Source organism: Massilia sp. SYSU DXS3249 (genome assembly GCF_053668055.1).
Map to the genome: position 1 here is coordinate 1 of NZ_JBSIPX010000006.1, position 19,708 is coordinate 19,708.

The following is a 19,708-nucleotide window of genomic DNA, read 5'->3' on the forward strand; positions in this document are numbered from 1 at the left end:
GACCGCCTTGCGCGACCTGCTTGACCGCTGCAATCTTGAATTCCTCTGGATACCGCTTACCGCTCATATCTTCTCCTTGTGTCCGCTATTATGGCTCAGGAGTGTCTACGATAGTCGTGGCGATTCAATTTGACCTTTGAGCTCGACTCCGAGAACGTCTTCAACTCGCTCAAGTTCGACCGGTATGGAACTGGGAAGGAAGTATTCGACGGAACGGTGCGCAAGACGCTCAATCCCCTGAACGATAGGATTTCGGACCCCAAGCTTTTCTACGGATACAACATCGTGATCAGCACAAGGACTAAAAACTTTACGAAGGAATCCGATCCGGGCGAGCGGCTGAAGTACGAATTCATGATGCCGCAAGCAGCCGTGCGAAATTATAAGAACAAGGACATTTCGGGACAGAGGTTGATCGACGAATCAGTCGTGCTGTTGAACGACGAACGGATCGACCTGAAGTTCCAATAAGCGCCCCGCCCGGTTGGGCGCATTGCCAGGAGCTGGAAACCGTTCAGCTCCCGCTGATCTCCCGCTGCAGCTTCTTCGTCAACTTCCCGAACACCAGCTCATACGACCTGCGCAGCAACTGCGCCGCCTCCTCGTCGCCCAGCGCCTTCGCATCCTCGACATACACCCACTTGGCGCGCGCCAGGTAAGGCGCCGGAATGATCCCCGGACGGTCCGTCAGCTCCAGGAAGCGGTCGTCGTCGACCTTGAAGCTCATGCCGGTCGCCTCGCCCAGGTTGGTCACGGCGAACATCTTTTCGCCGATGGAAAAGACGAGGTCATTGTCCCACTTGGTGTCTTCGGTGACGCCGGGGAAGGAACGGCAGAGGGTCTTCGCTTCGTCGAAATTCATACGCAACTTTCCTTTTGCAGGGCAAGGGTGTGGACGGCAACGATTCTATATCGCCGCCATCCACTGCATGCATTTTGGAAAGAAAAAAGAAGTGCCCGTGCGGGATTACTGGGGCTTGCGCATCGCGTAGTTCGCTTCACGCTCGAGGTACATGGCGAAGTGCACGATCATTGCGCCGTTAAAACCCTGCGCCACGATGCGGCCGGTGACCCTGTCCTTGCCCGACATGCCCATCTCCAGCGCGCCCGAGAAGGCGCCGCTCTGCACGAACGGCAGCGTGATCTTCGCATTGCCGGGCGAGCCGTCGATCTTCAGGGCCGAGGCATTCGCGTCGGCCGCCTGTTCGACCGCATGGATGGTGATACTCGTGCCGCGCAGCTCCGCAGGCGTGAGGACAGCCTCTTCGTTCGGGCCGACGATGAATGAGGTGGAAAACAGAACTTCCTTGCCGTTGACTTTAACCATGATTCCTTCGATGACGTTATGCCGCGACTGTTCGCGTTAAGCAAATGCTAACACAGCAAGTGGATATTGCTGAGTTCCGCTGGCGTGCGGGATGGGGGGTGCAGCTTAGTGGAGGGCGGCGCTGCCATAGGTGCGGCGCTGGTCGGGATGGGCCAGGACGCGGCGGGCGACGGTGAAGGGGACGCCGGCTTCGAACAGGGAGCGGGCGGTGGCGTACATGCCGCGTGAACGGAGGTCGTTGATCGTGGTGTCGATCAGTTTGGCGGTTTGGTGGTCTCGGCGGGTGCGCATGGTTTATGAGGATGCGGACTGCATGGAGCGTTGGGTAAAAGATACGCGAAAATGGGTGGGGGGACAACTGGGGGGGAACTGCTGAGCGTGGGGAAATTGTTTTGGCCGGACGTCGATATCTCGGCTGATCATGCAGGAGGCGGAAAGGCAAAAAATCGCTGTGCGATTTTCCTTAGTCAGGCGAATCGGAGAGACTTTGCGCCCGGAGGCGCAAAGTCGCTCGCAGGCTCGCCGCTCGCGCGGCTCGAAATCCCTGCTCGCCCCGCGTCCGTACCGTCCGCAGGTCCGATTCCAGACGCCTAAACAACACCGTATAAAAAACACAGCCCCGCTGGCTTGCGCCAGCGGGACTGTGTTTTTTGTACGGTGGTGGAGGCGGCGGGAATCGAACCCGCGACAACTGAGCATTCATGCGGGTTTCAGCAGGTATGTTGTCCGCAGGTTGTCATTTAACAGCTTTTCACTCTTTTTTGGTTCCCGATCCGAAGAACGCAACAGCGCCTGCCTTTAAGCGGCCAGCCCATCATCATGTACCATACCTTAAGAACAATTTTTGGAGGCTCGCGTGCCGTCAGATCCGATAACAGCAGTAGCGGAAGCAGTGCAAGAGGTAGCGAAGGTGACCGGAAAGGGAATCGAAGCAATAACCGAACTAAGCCATTTCGTGTCTGAGTTCACGCGAGCGCCTTTGGCCGCTGGCTTCGGCATCGTTGCGGATAGGCTGACATTTATGCGCGCGGAACGGCAGCTTCGATTTCAGGTGCGCACACGGGAACTCTTGAGCGAATTGGGGATTGCGCATCCCACGCGCGCTGTCCCCTTGAAATTCGCAGTGCCGCTTCTTGAGCAGGCTTCACTCGAGGAGGACGATTCATTGCAGGATCTGTGGGCCCATCTGCTCGTGAATGCGGCGAATGCCAGCAGCCCGGTCGAGATGCGTCGAGCATTCATTTCTATTTTGGAACAGCTGACGTCGCTCGACGCCCTGATTCTTCTGAAGATCTACTCTCTGCTGCCAAACGAGAATCAGCGGGAAGGGGTAGTTACTGGCGAGTTGCCACAGCGTGCACGCAACTCCATCCCAGGTGAGACCGTTGACAACTGGGCGCAGCCGTCGCTAGACGTGAAGCTTTCGTTGGAAAATCTGGAGCGAGTCGGCTGTATCGATATCGGAGATACGTTCGGGGGGCCGAAGTTTTATCCAATGGTTCAGCCGACCGTGCTCGGACGTGCGTTCGTTGATGCCGTGACGCTGCATCGTGTAGCCGTGTAGCCCTGCAGGCCTTCCCCTGGCGTGGCCAGCTCGAAGCACGGCTGACTTGTAAGCGCTGGAGTATCATTGAACTCTAGAAAGGTCTTGAGCCAAGGTTCGAGAACCTGTCTCACAAAATTACAGGGTGAAAATGAAGGTAATTCAGAAAGACCTCGAGCGAGATCAGATTCTCCTTGGCGATCTGAACAATCTGGCCAAGCTCAAGGAGATTGTCAACCCAAGTCAGGACGACGTCAGGCTGTATGCATCTACAGTGCGGCGCCTTTTGCTAGACGGAGTGCTTCCATCAGCAGCTGGAAGCCGTCGAATGCCTCTTACCTTCCTCGTTCCTGATGTTAAGCCTATCGCCAGTGCAGCTAGAAATAGTCATGTGGTGTGCTTCATCTTGGGTGGTCTGAAGGCGTTTGGTGTTCAGATATCGCGAGGGGTGGTTTCGGTAGGTGCTCAAGCCCCAGCTATGGACTTCGACGCATCGAAGCTCATTCCTCTCAAGTTAGACAGTTTCCTTAAGCAAGTAGTTGGCTTCATTAACGGAACCGAGATAACTCGACGGGAGGTTATAAGCTACGTTGCTAATAAAGCTGGAGGAGTGCATTACGATATGACGCCCTCTAACTCGTTGCCTGAGAAGAAGCTTAAGGCTATGGGTCAACTTCGTCGCAGTTTGCGTCTTGGAATTCAGAACGGCGGGGCAATTTTCAACTGTGATATTTCGGGTTTGGAAGATCAGTCGGAACAATTCCGATATGAACCTGAGTTCCTTGACGCAGTGTTCATGGAATTCCTTGCTAGCATCCAATTTATTGTTGAGAGTCCAGATGTAAACAATTTGAAGGCCGCGATTATCCACGACCTGACGAAATAGCCAGACAGCCTTTCGATTTCTACCAGTCACCTCATGCGGCCAATGATGGTTGTCCGAAAACGGTTTCAGTACGGGAGCCAGCAAGCTGATCTGCGTCGGGCATCCATTTTCCATAAGTACGAGCAATCATCGTCCAATCTGCGTGCCACATCTGTTTTGCGACCCACATTGGGTGTTCGCCGGCGGAGAGCATCATGCTGGCGTAGGTGTGTCGCGTTTGGTACGGGTAGCGGTAGCGAACCCCGCCTTTCTTTAGTGCCCAGGTCCATAGCGTTTTGCGGATCGGCTGGTCGCCAGCCCATCGAGCCTTGGTCTGAGGATTTTGGAACACTTCAGCGCCTGCGAGCCAGGTGTGCGGCTTCTGTGCCTGTAGCGCCTCGAGCGCGCCGGCTAAGAGCTTGACCTCTCGCCGACCGGCGTCGGTCTTCGGCACCTCGGCAGTTTTCGATTGCTGCGTCATCGCGCGAGATACTACGGCGACGCCGCGGACGAAGTCGATGTCGCCCCAGTCGAGCGCAACCAGCTCGGACGTACGCATGCCGGTCCAGAAGGCGAACTGGATCAGGTTGCGGCCCTGGCCCTGCAGCTGCTGCAGGATGACCGCTTGCTCGTGCTTGGTGAAGGGGGCGATGGTATCGCGCTCCCTCATTTCCTCCCATCTTGGGCAGTAGGGTCAGCGTAGCAGGGTCAGGTCTGACATTCGGACACAAGCTCCGCGAGACACAGCACGAGAGAAAAAAGGCAAAGGCAAAAAATCGCTGCGCGATTTTCCTTAGTCAGGCGAATCGGAGAGCCTTTGCGCCCAGGGGCGCAAAGTCGCTCGCAGGCTCGCCGCTCGCGCGGCTCGAAACCCCTGCTCGCCCCGCGTCCGTGCCGTCCGCAGGTCCGATTCCCGACGCCTAAACAACGCCGTACAAAAAACACAGCCCCGCTGGCTTTCGCCAGCGGGGCTGTGTTTTTTGTACGGTGGTGGAGGCGGCGGGAATCGAACCCGCGTCCGCAAGCACTCTACAGACAGTTCTACATACTTAGCACTGCCATTTAATTTAACCGGTACAACGGGGACGTGCACCCTTTGTACAAGCGAGTTACCTTAAATTTCGGAAGCAACCAAGTAACCCGGTTGAGTCCTAGCCCCTGTAAATGACTCTACTGCCTTGCGGCCACCCCAGGGGCGAGGTGTTGTAGAGCTAGCAGCAATTAAGCTGCGAGTGCGTACGAGTTATCGTTTGCAGTTATTGATTTCTGGATGTATTTACGAGGTAACCAGTCCTCGGTATGCCCTGCGCTGCTTTGCAACCCACGTCGAAACCAGGTCGCCCCCAACGAAGAAGCTTCATTGTACTCCAATCGCGGCTCGTGTGCAGTGGCTTGGGTGGTCTCGAGCCGTTGCTGGCCCGTGGGGTTACGAAGTGTTGCAAATGCCTGTGAGGATGACGCCACAGGTGTTCTGGCGGTAAGACCGCGTGCGCATGAATGCGCACCCTGCGACGCCACGAAAAAAACCGCAGCCAGTCCTGCGCTGCGGTTCAACCAAAACAATCGGGGCTTACTGGCCGTTGCTGTTGCGCTTGGCGATTTCGTTGCCGAGGTAGCCGCCGCCGATGACGCCGGCGAGGGTGGCGAGCTTCTTGCCGTTGCCGCCGCCGACCTGGTTGCCGATCAGGCCGCCGACGACGGCGCCGGTAGCGATGCCGACGTAGCTCGGCTGGGACGGCGCTGGTGCCGGTGCCGGGGCGACAGGGGCCGGGGCAGGGCGGTAGCTTGGCTCTTCGTAGCGGGCCACCTGCTGGGTCGGGCGGTAGATCGGCTCTTCATGGCGCACGACCTTCTGCACAACCGGCTTCTGCACGACGACCGTTTTCTTGACGACTGGCGCCGGCTCCTGCTTGACGACCACGACCGGTGCGGAAGGGTGGTTGGCGGCTTGGACGTAGGTGGTCGTGCCGGGCGCGGCGCTGACCACCAGCGGAGCGGCGGCCGGTGCGGCTGCCGCGTACTGCTGCGCTGCCAGCGGCGGCACGGCGGTGGTTTGCACCTGGCCGGCTGCCAATGGTGCCGCCAGCGGCATGCCGGCGGTGGCCGGGGTGAGAGCCGGTTCCGCCGCGCCGCGCGAGGTCGGCAGGAGGCCGGTGATGGCGGCGGCGCCGGTCAGGCTGACGATGACCACCGATACGGCTGCAGCGGCCATCAGGGGATGAATGCGGGAAGCGGTTTGGGTGGTGGTGTTCATCTTTTGCTCCATCATTGTTGCGTTGTCGATGGGTGCAGATTACCGGCCGCTTCAGTTACACGATAGACAGAAGCCTGTTTCAGTTGTAATCAGTTGTTAATGCTATGCGTCAACAGTCGTAGCATGCGGCGCGAGCTTGCGCAGCACGTCCAGCAGCTCGAGCGGCGTATTGCAGAGGTAGTCGGCGCCCCAAGTGGTGGGGGCGATCTCGCCGCAGTAGCCCCAGCCACAGGCGACCGTCACCATGCCGGCAGCGCGGCCGGCTTCGATGTCGCGCAGGTCGTCGCCGACGTACCAGCACAGCTCAGGCGCGATGTCCAAACGTCGGGCTCCCTCGAGCAGCGGCGCCGGGTGCGGCTTGGCGTGCGGCATGGTGTCGCCCGAGACGATGCAGCCGGCGTGCGCCAGGCCGATCTGCGGGATCAGCGGGTCGGTGAAGCGCGCCGGCTTGTTGGTGACGACGCCCCAGGCCATGCCGGCCTCTTCGATGCCGTGCAGCAGTTGATCGATGCCTTCGAACAGGGTCGTTTCCGCGGCCATGTTCGATTGGTAGCGGTCGAACCATTGCAGTCGCAGTTCCTCGTAGCCTTCGTCGCCCGGCGCCAGGCCGAAGGCGGCGCCGATCATGCCGCGGGCGCCGGCCGAGGCGGTCGGGCGCAGCACGCTGTAGGGCGTCGGTTCGAAACCGCGCTCGGTGCGCAGCCAGTTGACGGCGGCGGCCAGGTCGGGAGCGGTGTCGGCCAGCGTGCCGTCGAGGTCGAACAGGACGGCACGCGGTGCCAGGGTGAAGGCAGGGGAGGTCATCGTGGGGCGCTTAATTCAGGCTTGGTTCAGAGAGGCTTGGAGCACGCCACCATGTAGTTCACATCGGTGTCGTTGTTGAGCGAATAGATCTTGGTCAGCGGATTGTAGGTCAGGCCCTTCATGCCGTCGACCTGCAGGCCGGCTGCGCGCATGAATTGCGACAGTTCGGCCGGCGTCAGGAACTTGCCGTAGTCGTGGGTGCCGCGCGGCAGCATGCGCAGCACGTATTCGGCGCCGATCACGGCCAGCAAATAGGCCTTCGGGTTGCGGTTGATGGTAGAGAAGAACAGCTTGCCGCCCGGTTTGGCCAGGGCGGCGGCGGCGCGCACGATCGAAGCCGGGTCCGGCACGTGCTCGAGCATTTCCATGCAGGTGACGACGTCGTACTGGCCCGGTTCCTCGGCGGCCATGTCTTCGGCGGCGATGAGCTTGTAGCGCACGTCGACGCCCGACTCCAGGCCATGCAAATCCGCCACTTTCAATGCCTTCTTCGACAAGTCGATGCCGGTCACTTTCGCGCCCTTGCGCGCCATCGATTCGGACAGCACGCCGCCGCCGCAACCGATGTCGATCACGTTCTTGCCCGACAGGGGGGCGCGCGCGTTGATCCATTCCAGGCGCAGTGGGTTGATCTCATGCAGCGGGCGGAACTCGGAAGTCGGGTCCCACCACCGGTGGGCCAGCTCGCTGAACTTGTTGATTTCTAAGGGGTCGGCGTTCGTATTCATAGGTCGGAATAATAGCGGGAAATAATAAGCTGCGACGGACAAAATATGCAGGACGCGCAAGGGCGAAAAAAAACCCCGCCGTAGCGGGGTTCTTTGTAACGCAGCAGGAATTACTGCTGGCGGGTGCGGGTACCAACCACTTCGATCTCGACGCGGCGGTTCTTCGCGCGGCCAGCCGAGCTCTTGTTGTCGGCGACCGGCTGCTTCTCGCCCTTGCCTTCGGTGTAGATGCGTGCGGCATCGACGCCCTTGCCTTGCAGGTAGGCCTTGACGGCTTCGGCGCGGCGGATCGACAGCTTCTGGTTGTAGGCATCGGTGCCGATCGAGTCGGTGTGGCCGACGGCGATGATGACTTCCAGGTTCATGTCGCCCAGCTTCGAGGTCAGCTCGTCGAGCGATGCCTTGCCGGCAGGCTTCAGGACGGCCTTGTCGAAGTCGAAGAAGGCGTCAGCCGAGTAGCTCACCTTTTCCGAGGTCGGGACCGGTGCCGGTGCAGGCGCTGGAGCCGGTGCTTCGGCCACTGGCGGCGGTGGTGGCGGTGGCGGCGGAGCGACGCACTTGCCGTTTTCGAGTTTTTCAGGTGGGACGCACAGCGGTGCGTCGCAGCCAGGGACCGCGTCGGCCGGGGTCCAGTAACCGGTACGCCAGCAGAGGCCGAAAGGATCGCGCGCGATCACGCCGCGGCTGTCCTGGACGTACGCGCTGTACGGCTTGTTCGCCTGGATGTCGGTCGTCAGCGGTGCATAAGGTGGTGCGCTTTGGGCAAAGGCACTCCCAGCCATCGCTGCCGACGCGGCCAGCATGAGGGTTGCAATCTTCTTCATCTTTTTCTTCCTTTCGGTTTTATATCTTTTCGTAGCGAAACGATTAGTCATTCGCGGTAACGTAGGCAGAATATTAACAGCGATGTGCCCGCGCCCGTTTCGCATTGCGAAACATGCAATTAACTTCTCGGCCATTTTGCCACATACGCCACATCTGCACGACCGCCTGAGTGCGCAATCGCCGTGCATGGCGTGGCGTCGCGTTGTTTCTGCGCAACAACGGATTAGCAGCGCACGCTAGCTTGACGAATGTTTATGACGCGCTTGTGTCAGATCAACAATTGTGTGCGGTCGAGGCCCCGGCGCGCTCTGCCTGTAAATGTCGCAGCGACTAGTGGTGCATGGTAGAATCATTGGCTGGAACTCATAACCATTAGCCTGAAAGCAGTCGACCCGCCCAATGGATCAATTCGCAAAAGAAACAGTCCCTATTTCCCTCGAAGAAGAGATGCGCAAGAGCTACCTCGACTACGCGATGAGCGTGATCGTGGGCCGCGCGCTGCCGGATGTGCGCGATGGCCTGAAGCCGGTGCACCGCCGTGTCCTCTTCTCGATGCACGAAAGTAATACGACGCACAGCCGCCCGTACGTGAAGTGCGCGCGCGTGGTCGGCGACACCATGGGTAAATACCACCCGCACGGCGACTCGTCGATCTACGACACGCTGGTGCGCATGGCCCAGGACTTCTCGCTGCGCTACACGCTGGTCGACGGCCAGGGCAATTTCGGCTCGATCGACGGCGACAGCGCGGCGGCAATGCGTTATACGGAGTGCCGCCTCGACCGCATCTCGAGCGAACTGCTGGCCGACATCGACAAGGACACGGTCGACTACCAGCCTAACTATGACGGCAAGGAAAAGGAACCGACGGTCTTGCCGACCCGGATTCCCAACCTGCTGATCAATGGTTCCTCGGGCATCGCGGTCGGCATGGCGACCAACATCCCGCCGCACAACCTGGCGGAAGTCATCAACGGCGCCCAGCACCTGCTGCGCAACCCGGAATGCAGCATCGACGAGCTGATCGAGCTGATCCCGGCGCCGGACTTCCCGACCGCCGGCATCATCTACGGCGTCTCGGGCGTGCGCGACGGTTACCGCACCGGCCGCGGCCGCGTGGTGATGCGCGCCAAGACCCACTTCGAAGAGTATGGCAAGGATGGCGGGCGCGTCGCGATCATCATCGACGAGCTGCCGTACCAGGTAAACAAGAAGTCGCTGCTCGAGCGCATCGCCGAGAACGTGCGCGACAAGAAGCTCGAAGGCATCAGCGACATCCGCGACGAGTCCGACAAGTCGGGCATGCGCGTCGTCATTGAACTCAAGCGCGGCGAAGTGCCGGAAGTGGTGCTGAACAACCTGTACAAGCAGACCCAGCTCCAGGACACCTTCGGCATGAACATGGTGGCGCTGGTCAACGGCCAGCCGAAGCTGCTGAACCTCAAGCAGATGCTCGAGTGCTTCCTGTCGCACCGCCGCGAAGTGGTCACGCGCCGCACCGTGTTCGAGTTGCGCAAGGCGCGCGAGCGCGGCCACATGCTCGAAGGCCTGGCCGTCGCCCTGGCGAACATCGACGACTTCATCGCCATCATCAAGGCCGCGCCGACGCCGCCAGTGGCGAAAGTGGAACTGATGCAGCGCGCCTGGGATTCGTCCCTGGTACGCGAAATGCTGCTGCGTACCGCCGAGGGCAACACCATCGGCGGCATCGAAGCCTTCCGTCCTGAGCACCTGCCGAAGCACTACGGCATGCAGCAGGACGGCCTGTACAAGCTGTCGGACGAGCAGGCCCAGGAAATCCTGCAGATGCGCCTGCAGCGCCTGACGGGCCTCGAGCAGGACAAGATCGTCAACGAGTACAAGGAAGTGATGGCCCACATCGCCGACCTGCTCGACATCCTGGCCAAGCCGGAACGCGTGACGACCATCATCAGCGACGAGATGGTCGCGGTCAAGAACGACTACACGGAAAACGGCAAGGACGCGCGCCGCTCGGCCATCGAGCACAACGCCAACGAGCTCGAAACCGAAGACCTGATCACCCCGCAGGACATGGTGGTGACGCTCTCGCACACCGGCTACATGAAGTCGCAGCCGATCGCCGAATACCGTGCGCAAAAGCGCGGCGGCCGCGGCAAGCAGGCGATGGCGACCAAGGACGAGGACTGGATCGACCAGCTCTTCATCGCGAACACGCACGACTACATGCTGTGCTTCTCGAACCGCGGCCGCATGTACTGGCTGAAGGTGTGGGAAGTGCCGCAGGGTTCGCGCAACTCGCGCGGCAAGCCGATCGTCAACATGTTCCCGCTGCAGGACAACGAGAAGATCACGGTCATCCTGCCGCTGTCGGGCGAAAACCGCACCTTCCCGGAAGACCACTACGTGTTCATGTCGACCTCGCTGGGCACGGTCAAGAAGACGCCGCTGCGCGACTTCAGCAATCCACGCAAGGCCGGCATCATCGCGGTCGACCTGGACGAGGGCGACTTCCTGATCGGCGCGGCGCTGACCGACGGCCAGCACGACGTGATGCTGTTCTCCGACGCCGGCAAGGCCGTGCGCTTCGACGAGAACGACGTGCGCCCGATGGGCCGTACCGCGCGCGGCGTGCGCGGCATGAACCTGGAGGACGGCCAGAACGTGATCGCGCTGCTGGTGGCCGAGAACGAGCAGCAGTCGGTGCTCACGGCCACCGAGAACGGCTTCGGCAAGCGTACCCCGATCACGGAGTACACCCGCCACGGCCGCGGCACCAAGGGCATGATCGCGATCCAGACCAGCGAGCGTAACGGCAAGGTGGTCGCCGCGACCCTGGTCGACGCCAACGATGAGATCATGCTGATCACGACCGGCGGCGTGCTGATCCGCACCCGCGTGTCCGAGATCCGCGAGATGGGCCGCGCGACCCAGGGCGTCACCCTGATCGCGGTCGAAGACGGCACCAAGCTGTCGGGCCTGCAGCGCATCGTCGAGACGGACCTGGAAGAGGTCGAGCTCGAAGCAGGGCCGCAATAAGCCCGATAAAACGCCACTCCTGCGGGGGTGGCGTTTTTTTTCGTACAATGGAACACTTCCGCCTACCTTTCCTCGCATGACCCAGGTATTCAATTTCTCAGCAGGACCCGCCGTCCTCCCCAAGGAAGTACTGCAGCAGGCCGCGAGCGAAATGCTCGACTGGCACGGCAGCGGCATGTCGGTGATGGAGATGAGCCACCGCGGTCCGGAATTCATCTCAATCTACAAGCAAGCCGAAGCCGACCTGCGCGAGTTGCTGGCGGTGCCGCCGAACTACAAGATCCTGTTCATGCAGGGCGGGGGACTCGGCCAGAACGCCGTCATTCCCCTCAACCTGCTGGGGCGCGTGCACGGTCGTGCCAATGAGCCGGCCACCATCGACTTCGTCCACACGGGCTCGTGGTCCGGCAAGTCGATCAAGGAAGCCGCGCGCTATGCCCGCGTCAACGTCGCCGCCTCCAGCCAGGCCGAGGGCTTTACGTATGTGCCGCCGCAGGACAGTTGGAAGCTGACCGAGGGCGCGGCCTACCTGCACGTCTGCACCAACGAAACCATCGACGGCGTCGAGTACAACTTCGTGCCCCGGCTCGATGGCGACGTGCCGCTGGTGGCGGACATGTCCTCGCACATCCTGTCGCGTGAAATCGACGTGTCGCAGTACGGCGTGATCTTCGCCGGCGCCCAGAAAAACATCGGGCCGGCCGGGCTGACCCTGGTGATCGTGCGCGACGACCTGCTCGAGCACGCGCTGCCGATCTGCCCGTCCGCCTTCCATTGGAAGAACGTGGCTGAGCACGAGTCGATGTTCAACACGCCGCCGACTTATTCGATCTATATCGCCGGGCTGGTCTTTGCGCACCTGAAACGCGAGGGTGGCGTGGCGGCCATGGAACAGCGTAATATTGAAAAGGCACGACTGCTGTATGCGGCGCTCGATGCCGACGATTTTTATTCGAATCGCGTGGATCCATCATGCCGCTCGCGCATGAATATCCCGTTTTATTTACGCGACGAATCACTGAATGAGCAATTCCTGGCCGGCGCGAAGGCGCGCGGGCTGCTGCAGCTGAAGGGCCACAAGTCCGTCGGGGGCATGCGGGCATCGATCTACAATGCGATGCCGATCGAAGGGGTGCAGGCCCTGGTCGATTATTTGAATGAGTTTGCGGGGCGTTGATGTTGCCGGCATAACGGCAACAGATGCGCTTGACCCGTAGGGTGGGCGGGTTTCCCGCCCACGCGTCCAAATTACGGTTGCGCAGACACGGTGCGATTTGCACGCGTTGTTTGAACGCGTGGGCGGGGAACCCGCCCACCCTACGTCCCTCCGGCAAACGATGGATGAACGCAGCCTCTCGTTAACTAAACCATGACAGACAAACTCACCCCCCTGCGCGAGCAGATCGATGCGATCGACGCGCAAATCCTCGCGCTCCTGAGCCAGCGCGGGCGCATCGCCCAGGAAGTCGGCCACGTGAAAGCCGAAACCGACGCCCCGGTGTTCCGCCCCGAGCGCGAAGCGCAGGTGCTGCGCGGCGTGGCCGAGCGCAACCCGGGTCCGTTGAAGAACCAGGACGTCCAGACCATCTTCCGCGAAGTGATGTCGGCCTGCCGCGCGCTGGAGAAGCGCGTCACGGTGGCCTATCTCGGCCCGGCCGGCACCTTCAGCGAACAGGCCGTCTACCAGCAGTTCGGCAGCGCCGTCGAAGGCCTTCCGTGTGCGTCGATCGACGAAGTCTTCCGCGCCACCGACGCCGGCACCGCCGACTTCGGCGTGGTCCCGGTCGAGAACTCGTCGGAAGGCGCGGTCAACCGCACCCTGGACCTGATGCTCGCCACCACCAGCGCGATCAGCGGCGAGGTGTCGATCCCAGTCCACCACAGCCTGATGAGCAAGACCGGCAGCATGGAGGGCGTCACCGTCATCTGCGCCCACTCGCAGGCCCTGGCCCAGTGCCAGGTCTGGCTCAACCTGCACCACCCGGGCATCGAGCGCCGCGCCGTGGCCTCGAACGCGGAGGCGGCCGTGATCGCCAGCCGCGATCCGTCGGTGGCCGCCATCGCCAGCGAGATGGCGGGCGAGCAGTACGGCCTCGGCGTGGTCCAGGCTCACATCCAGGACGACCCGCACAACCGCACCCGCTTCGTCGTGATCGGCGCCCTCGAAACGAATCGTTCGGGACGCGACCGCACCTCGATCGTGCTGGCCGTGCCGAACAAGGCCGGCGCCGTCTACAAGCTGCTGGCGCCGCTGGCGAAGCATGGCGTGTCGATGACGCGCTTCGAGTCGCGCCCGGCGCGCATCGGCACCTGGGAGTACTACTTCTACGTCGACGTCGAAGGCCACCGCCAGGACGAGCCGGTCGCGCGCGCGCTGGCCGAACTGCAGGACAACGCTTCCTTCTTCAAGCTGCTGGGCTCCTACCCGGTCGGTCTTTAACACCCTTTTTCGAGAATCCTTGAGGTTACCAATGTCGCAATTCGGTCCAGAGTACGTTCGTGCCATCGCCCCTTACCAGGCCGGCAAACCCATCGCTGAAGTCGCCCGCGAGTTCGGTCTCGACGAAGCCAGCATCGTCAAGCTTGCCTCCAACGAAAATCCCTTCGGCGTGCCCGAGTCGAGCAGGCAGGCGATGGCCCGGGCGGCGGCCGACCTCGGCCGCTATCCCGATGCGAACGGCTTCGAACTGAAGGCGGCCCTGAGCGCGCGCTACGATGTGCCGGCCGACTGGATCACCCTCGGCAACGGCAGCAACGACATCCTGGAAATCGCCGCCCACGCCTTCGTGCAGAAGGGCGAGTCGGTCGTGTTCGCGCAGTACTCGTTCGCTGTGTACGCGCTGGCGACGCAAGGCGTGGGCGGACGCGCGATCGTCGTCCCGGCCGTGAACTACGGCCACGACCTCGCCGCCATGGCCGACGCCATCGAGCCCGACACCCGCCTGGTCTACGTCGCCAACCCGAACAACCCGACCGGGACCTTCATTGGCGCGGCCGAGATCGAAGCTTTCCTGAACAAGGTGCCGGGCAACGTCATCGTGGTGCTCGACGAGGCCTACAACGAATACCTGGCGGCCGAGCACCAGTTCGAGTCCGCCAACTGGGTGCGCAAGTACCCGAACCTGGTCGTCTCGCGCACCTTCTCGAAAGCCTATGGACTGGCCGGCCTGCGGGTCGGTTTCGCCATCGCCCAGCCGGCCGTGACGGACCTGATGAACCGCATCCGCCAGCCCTTCAACGTCAATTCGCTGGCCCAGGCCGCGGCGATCGCGGCGCTTAACGACAAGGAATTCCTCGCCAAGGGCGCCGAGAACAACGCCCAGGGCTACCAGCAGCTGACCGCCGCCTTCGACGAACTCGGCCTGGAATACGTGCCGTCCTTCGGCAATTTCGTGCTGGTGCGCGTGGGCGAGGACGACGGCGCCGGCGCGCGCGTCAACCTGGCGCTGCTCAAGCAGGGCGTGATCGTGCGCCCGGTGGCGGCCTACGGCCTGCCGCAATGGCTGCGCATCTCGATCGGCCTGCCGCAGGAGAACGCCGCCTTCGTCGAGGCATTGAAGAAGGCCCTGGGCTAATGCTCGGCAAGGTCGTCATCGTCGGCACCGGCCTGATCGGCGGCTCCTTCGCGCTGGCGCTGAAAGCAGCCGGCGCCGCGCGCCAGGTGGTCGGCATGGAGCGCTCGCCCGAAGCCTTGGAGCGGGCGCTGGCGCTGGGCATCGTCGACCAGATCACGACTTCCGCCCGGGAAGCGATGGAGGGCGCCGACCTGGTGCTGCTCGCCGCGCCGGTGGCGCAGACCGGCACTATCCTGGCCGCGCTGCTGCCCTACCTGGAACCGGGCACCGTGATCACCGATGCCGGCAGCACCAAGGGCGACGTCGTCGCGGCCGCACGCAAGGCGCTCGGCAGCAAGGTGAACCAGTTCGTCCCGGCGCACCCGATCGCGGGGCGCGAATCGAACGGGCCGGACGCCGCCCTGGCTGAGCTCTACCGCGGCAAGAAGGCGGTCCTCACGCCGCTGCCGGAAAACGCCCACGGCGACGTCGGCCTGGTGGCGGCCGCCTGGCGCCTGTGCGGCGCCATCGTCCACACCCTCACGCCGGACGAGCACGACCGGGTCTTCGCCGCGGTCAGCCACCTGCCGCACCTGCTGGCCTACGCACTGGTGGACGACATCGCGAAGAAGCCCCATGCCGAGCTGCTGTTCCAGTACGCCGCCAGCGGCTTTCGCGACTTCACGCGCATCGCCGGCTCCTCGCCCGAAATGTGGCGCGACATCAGCCTGGCCAACCGGGATGCACTCCTCGGCGAGCTCGATGCATATCTGGCACAATTGAACGCATTACGGACGCAGCTTGCGCTCGGTGACGGCCCGGGGCTGGAGGCGGTCTACGCCAATGCCCAGCGCGCCCGCCGCGCCTGGAGCGAGGCCATCGAGACGGCCGAGCCGCCGCCACGTCCGAACCAGGAAACCGAATGACGCAATCCAAGCAGTCCAAGCACTACCCGCAGCACATCGACCTCGAACCCGTCATGCACGTCGAGGGCACGGTGCGCCTGCCGGGATCGAAGAGCATTTCCAACCGCACGCTGCTGCTCGCCGCACTGAGCGAGGGCACGACCCTGATTCACGACCTGCTGGCTTCCGACGACACCATGGTCATGCTGGGCGCGCTGCGCTCGCTCGGCATTGCATGGGAAGAAATCGACGAGCGTACGGTCCGCGTGCACGGCAACGGCGGCACGCTGCCGAACCACGAAGCCGACCTGTTCATGGGCAATGCCGGCACCGCGATCCGCCCGCTGACCGCGGCGTTAGCCGTGATCGGGGGCAACTACACCCTGCACGGCGTCTCGCGCATGCACGAGCGCCCGATCGGCGACCTGGTCGACGCTTTGAACGAAGTCGGCGCCCAGATCGAGTACACGGGCGAACCGGGCTTCCCGCCGCTGCACATCAAGCGCGGCCACATCCACGCCAACCGCATGTCGGTGCGCGGCAACGTCTCGAGCCAGTTCCTTACCGCGCTCCTGATGAGCGCGCCGCTGATGGCGCGCGGCCACGCGGTCACCATCGACGTGGTCGGCGAGCTGATCTCCAAGCCCTACATCGAAATCACCCTCAACCTGATGCGCCGCTTCGGCGTGACGGTCGAGCAGAACGGCTGGGCTTCCTTCACGGTGCAGCCCGGCCAGCGCTATGTGTCGCCGGGCAGCATCCACGTCGAGGGCGACGCCTCGTCCGCCTCCTACTTCCTGGCGGCCGGCGCGATCGGCGGCGGCCCGGTGCGGGTGGAGGGGGTGGGGCGCGACAGCATCCAGGGCGACGTGCGCTTTGCCGATGCGCTCGAACGGATGGGCGCCATCATCGAGCGCGGCGACAACTGGATCGAAGCCAGGTCGGGCGGCAACGGCGTTTTGAAAGCCATCGATGCCGACTTCAACCACATTCCCGATGCCGCCATGACGATCGCGGTGGCCGCGCTGTATGCGGACGGCCCGAGTACCCTGCGTAACATCGCCAGCTGGCGCGTGAAGGAAACCGACCGCCTGTCCGCGATGGCGACCGAGCTGCGCAAGGTCGGCGCCACCGTGGAGGAGGGCGCCGACTACATCCGCATCACGCCGCCCGAGGAGCTGCAGCCGGCCACGATCGACACCTACGACGACCACCGCATGGCGATGTGCTTCTCGCTGGCGGCGCTCGACGGCAAGGCGCGGCGCGGCAACGCCATGCGCATCAACGACCCGAAGTGTGTCGCCAAGACCTTCCCCGACTATTTCGAAGCGTTCGCATCCATCGCGCGCAACGAACTGTTTTAACCACGCTTACCAAGCGTACTTGAGGTACATCCATGCCTAACTCCCACATCCCCGTCATTACCATTGACGGTCCTACCGCCTCCGGCAAGGGCACCGTCGCGGCGCGCGTCGCCGAACGGCTCGGCTTCCACCTGCTCGATTCGGGCGCGCTCTACCGCCTGACGGCCCTGTCCGCCATCCGTGCGGGCGTCGCGCTGACCGACGAGCAGGGTGTGGCGAAGCTGGCCGAGGCCCTGCCGGCGCGTTTCGCGAACGGCGACATTTTCCTGGGCGAGGAAGAGGTGGGGGCGGCGATCCGGGCCGAGGAAGTGGGCAACAGCGCATCGAAAATCGCGGCCCTGCCGAGCGTGCGCCAGGCGCTGTACGACCTGCAGCTGGGCTTTCGCCAGGCGCCCGGCCTGGTGGCCGACGGGCGCGACATGGGCACGGTGATCTTCCCGAATGCGAAGCTGAAAGTGTTTTTGACGGCAAGTGTCGAAGCACGTGCCGAACGCCGATATAAGCAATTGATTGGCAAAGGAATTTCTGCTAACATGGACGATCTGCTGGCGGATTTGCAGGCGCGCGACGAACGCGATACCCATCGCACCGTCGCCCCGCTGGTCCCGGCAGAGGGCGCGTACATCCTCGATACGTCGGATATGTCGGTCGATGAAGCCGTGGAGCAAGTTCTCCATTGGCACGCGCTGTTGTAAAGAGCAACAAGAGTGCCCCTGTGGGTTTTCCGCCCTGGGGGTGTTGTTTTAACCTGACCCAGTTCAGAACCGCACCATCGACGGTCCTGCTGGCTAACATGTAAATCACCTATGTCTACTGCAACCACCCAAGATACCGGCATGGAAAGCTTTGCCGCCCTGTTTGAAGAGTCGCTGTCGCGTCAAGACATGCGCTCGGGCGAAGTCATCTCCGCTGAAGTCGTGCGCCTGGATCACAACTTCGTGATCGTCAACGCCGGCCTCAAGTCGGAAGCTTTCATTCCGGTCGAAGAATTCAAGAATGACCAGGGCGAACTGGAAGTCCAGATCGGCGACTTCGTTTCCGTGGCCATCGAATCGCTGGAAAACGGTTTCGGCGATACCATCCTGTCGCGCGACAAGGCCAAGCGCCTGGCATCGTGGCTGGCTCTGGAAAAAGCAATGGAATCGGGTGAGATCGTCACCGGTACCGTCAACGGTAAAGTCAAGGGCGGCCTGACCGTCCTGACCAACGGCATCCGCGCATTCCTGCCGGGTTCGCTGGTCGACACCCGTCCGGTCAAGGACACCACCCCGTTCGAAGGCAAGACCCTGGAATTCAAGGTCATCAAGCTGGACCGCAAGCGTAACAACGTCGTCCTGTCGCGCCGCGCCGTCATCGAAGCTTCGATGGGCGAAGAGCGCCAGAAGCTGATGGAAACCCTGAAAGAAGGCACCGTCGTCACCGGCGTCGTCAAGAACATCACCGACTACGGCGCGTTCGTCGACCTGGGCGGCATCGACGGCCTGCTGCACATCACCGACCTGGCATGGCGTCGCGTGCGTCACCCGTCGGAAGTGCTGTCGGTTGGCCAGGAAATCACCGCCAAGGTCCTCAAGTACGATCAGGAAAAGAACCGCGTCTCGCTGGGCGTCAAGCAGCTGGGCGACGATCCATGGACCGGCCTGTCGCGTCGTTACCCGCAAGGCACCCGCCTGTTCGGTAAAGTCACGAACCTCACCGACTACGGCGCATTCGTCGAAGTCGAGCAGGGCATCGAAGGCCTGGTGCACGTGTCGGAGATGGACTGGACCAACAAGAACGTTGCTCCGAACAAAGTCGTGCAGCTGGGCGACGAAGTCGAAGTCATGGTCCTGGAAATCGACGAAGAGCGTCGCCGTATCTCGCTGGGCATGAAGCAGTGCAAGGCGAACCCATGGGACGACTTCGGCATGACCCACAAGAAGGGCGACAAGGTCAAGGGTTCGATCAAGTCGATCACCGACTTCGGCGTGTTCATCGGCCTGCCAGGCAACATCGATGGCCTGGTGCACCTGTCGGACCTGTCGTGGACCGAAGCCGGCGAAGAGGCAGTGCGCCGCTTCAAGAAGGGCGACGAGCTGGAAGCCGTTGTTCTGGCCATCGACGTCGAGCGCGAGCGTGTTTCGCTGGGCGTCAAGCAGCTGGAAGGCGACCCGTTCAACAACTTCGCAGCCCTGAACGACAAGGGTTCGCTGGTGACCGGTACGGTCAAGTCGGTTGAGCCGAAAGGCGCCGTCATCGCCCTGAACGAAGAAGTCGAAGGCTACCTGCGCGCTTCGGAAATCTCGCGTGACCGCGTGGAAGACGCCGGCACCCACCTGAAAGTGGGCGACAAGGTCGAAGCCCTGGTCATCAACATCGATCGCAAGGCTCGCAGCATCCAGCTGTCGATCAAGGCGAAAGACAATGTCGAGACCCAGGAAGCGATGAGCAAGCTGGCTTCGGACAACAGCGCAGCGACCGGCACCACCAGCCTGGGCGCCCTGCTGAAGGCCAAGTTCGATAACAAGAACTAAGCAAAGGC

General features: G+C 62.3%; 19 protein-coding genes and 1 other RNA gene. 11 read left to right on the forward strand and 9 right to left on the reverse strand.

Annotation, left to right across the window (positions count from 1 at the left end):
- Positions 1-129 precede the first annotated feature (129 nt).
- The gene (locus ACWCIA_RS08920) at positions 130-471 is read left to right on the forward strand and encodes a hypothetical protein (protein ID WP_454162486.1); all 342 of its coding nucleotides are present in this window, start codon (positions 130-132) and stop codon (positions 469-471) included.
- 43 nt (positions 472-514) lie between these two features.
- Here ACWCIA_RS08920 and ACWCIA_RS08925 read toward each other — a convergent pair whose 3' ends face one another.
- The 3 genes from ACWCIA_RS08925 to ACWCIA_RS08935 form a co-directional block, all read right to left on the reverse strand.
- Positions 515-862, reverse strand: a complete 348-nt coding sequence (locus ACWCIA_RS08925; protein ID WP_454162488.1) for an MmcQ/YjbR family DNA-binding protein — start codon at positions 860-862, stop codon at positions 515-517.
- 105 nt (positions 863-967) lie between these two features.
- Positions 968-1,327 carry a hypothetical protein gene (locus ACWCIA_RS08930; RefSeq protein ID WP_454162489.1) on the reverse strand — a complete coding sequence of 120 codons (360 nt, stop codon included), beginning with the start codon at positions 1,325-1,327 and terminating at the stop codon, positions 968-970.
- Positions 1,328-1,432: 105 nt separating this feature from the next.
- Positions 1,433-1,618: a hypothetical protein gene (locus ACWCIA_RS08935; RefSeq protein ID WP_454162491.1), complete on the reverse strand. Its 186-nt coding sequence runs from the start codon at positions 1,616-1,618 to the stop codon at positions 1,433-1,435.
- Positions 1,619-2,183: 565 nt separating this feature from the next.
- Here ACWCIA_RS08935 and ACWCIA_RS08940 point away from each other — a divergent pair.
- Together ACWCIA_RS08940 and ACWCIA_RS08945 are read left to right on the forward strand one after the other, a co-directional pair.
- Positions 2,184-2,891, forward strand: a complete 708-nt coding sequence (locus ACWCIA_RS08940) for an Abi-alpha family protein (protein WP_454162493.1) — start codon at positions 2,184-2,186, stop codon at positions 2,889-2,891.
- Between the two features lie 124 nt (positions 2,892-3,015).
- Entirely contained in the window at positions 3,016-3,756 is a 741-nt protein-coding gene (locus ACWCIA_RS08945; RefSeq protein WP_454162495.1) for a hypothetical protein, read from the forward strand.
- 31 nt (positions 3,757-3,787) lie between these two features.
- Here ACWCIA_RS08945 and ACWCIA_RS08950 read toward each other — a convergent pair whose 3' ends face one another.
- From ACWCIA_RS08950 to ompA, 6 genes are all read right to left on the reverse strand, one after another.
- Positions 3,788-4,405 (reverse strand): site-specific integrase, encoded by a 618-nt coding sequence (locus ACWCIA_RS08950; RefSeq protein ID WP_454162497.1) that lies wholly within the window; start codon positions 4,403-4,405, stop codon positions 3,788-3,790.
- Between the two features lie 318 nt (positions 4,406-4,723).
- Positions 4,724-5,080, reverse strand: a transfer-messenger RNA (tmRNA) gene (gene ssrA / locus ACWCIA_RS08955).
- A 225-nt stretch (positions 5,081-5,305) separates the two neighbouring features.
- Positions 5,306-5,989, reverse strand: coding sequence for a glycine zipper 2TM domain-containing protein (locus tag ACWCIA_RS08960; protein WP_454162499.1), 684 nt, complete (start codon positions 5,987-5,989; stop codon positions 5,306-5,308).
- A 102-nt stretch (positions 5,990-6,091) separates the two neighbouring features.
- On the reverse strand, positions 6,092-6,793 hold the full coding sequence (locus tag ACWCIA_RS08965) for an HAD family hydrolase (protein ID WP_454162501.1): 702 nt from the start codon (positions 6,791-6,793) through the stop codon (positions 6,092-6,094).
- 26 nt (positions 6,794-6,819) lie between these two features.
- Positions 6,820-7,521, reverse strand: a complete 702-nt coding sequence (ubiG, locus tag ACWCIA_RS08970) for a bifunctional 2-polyprenyl-6-hydroxyphenol methylase/3-demethylubiquinol 3-O-methyltransferase UbiG (RefSeq protein WP_454162503.1) — start codon at positions 7,519-7,521, stop codon at positions 6,820-6,822.
- Positions 7,522-7,631: 110 nt separating this feature from the next.
- Complete coding sequence (gene ompA, locus ACWCIA_RS08975; protein ID WP_454162504.1) at positions 7,632-8,345, reverse strand: outer membrane protein OmpA; 714 nt, start codon at positions 8,343-8,345, stop codon at positions 7,632-7,634.
- A gap of 400 nt (positions 8,346-8,745) precedes the next feature.
- On the opposite strand from ompA, the gene gyrA reads away from it, so the two are divergent.
- From gyrA to rpsA, 8 genes are all read left to right on the forward strand, one after another.
- Entirely contained in the window at positions 8,746-11,364 is a 2,619-nt protein-coding gene (gyrA, locus tag ACWCIA_RS08980) for a DNA gyrase subunit A (protein WP_454162506.1), read from the forward strand.
- A gap of 76 nt (positions 11,365-11,440) precedes the next feature.
- Complete coding sequence (gene serC, locus ACWCIA_RS08985; protein ID WP_454162508.1) at positions 11,441-12,541, forward strand: 3-phosphoserine/phosphohydroxythreonine transaminase; 1,101 nt, start codon at positions 11,441-11,443, stop codon at positions 12,539-12,541.
- A 192-nt stretch (positions 12,542-12,733) separates the two neighbouring features.
- The gene (gene pheA / locus ACWCIA_RS08990; protein ID WP_454162510.1) at positions 12,734-13,804 is read left to right on the forward strand and encodes a prephenate dehydratase; all 1,071 of its coding nucleotides are present in this window, start codon (positions 12,734-12,736) and stop codon (positions 13,802-13,804) included.
- 31 nt (positions 13,805-13,835) lie between these two features.
- Positions 13,836-14,939 (forward strand): histidinol-phosphate transaminase, encoded by a 1,104-nt coding sequence (gene hisC, locus ACWCIA_RS08995; protein ID WP_454162512.1) that lies wholly within the window; start codon positions 13,836-13,838, stop codon positions 14,937-14,939.
- Positions 14,939-15,844: a prephenate dehydrogenase gene (locus tag ACWCIA_RS09000; RefSeq protein ID WP_454162514.1), complete on the forward strand. Its 906-nt coding sequence runs from the start codon at positions 14,939-14,941 to the stop codon at positions 15,842-15,844. The genes hisC and ACWCIA_RS09000 overlap by 1 nt, the downstream gene beginning before the upstream one ends.
- On the forward strand, positions 15,841-17,187 hold the full coding sequence (aroA, locus tag ACWCIA_RS09005; protein ID WP_454162515.1) for a 3-phosphoshikimate 1-carboxyvinyltransferase: 1,347 nt from the start codon (positions 15,841-15,843) through the stop codon (positions 17,185-17,187). The genes ACWCIA_RS09000 and aroA overlap by 4 nt, the downstream gene beginning before the upstream one ends.
- A gap of 32 nt (positions 17,188-17,219) precedes the next feature.
- Positions 17,220-17,882, forward strand: coding sequence for a (d)CMP kinase (gene cmk, locus ACWCIA_RS09010; protein WP_454162516.1), 663 nt, complete (start codon positions 17,220-17,222; stop codon positions 17,880-17,882).
- A 111-nt stretch (positions 17,883-17,993) separates the two neighbouring features.
- Positions 17,994-19,700 carry a 30S ribosomal protein S1 gene (rpsA, locus tag ACWCIA_RS09015; protein ID WP_454162518.1) on the forward strand — a complete coding sequence of 569 codons (1,707 nt, stop codon included), beginning with the start codon at positions 17,994-17,996 and terminating at the stop codon, positions 19,698-19,700.
- The last annotated feature ends 8 nt before the right edge of the window (positions 19,701-19,708 follow it).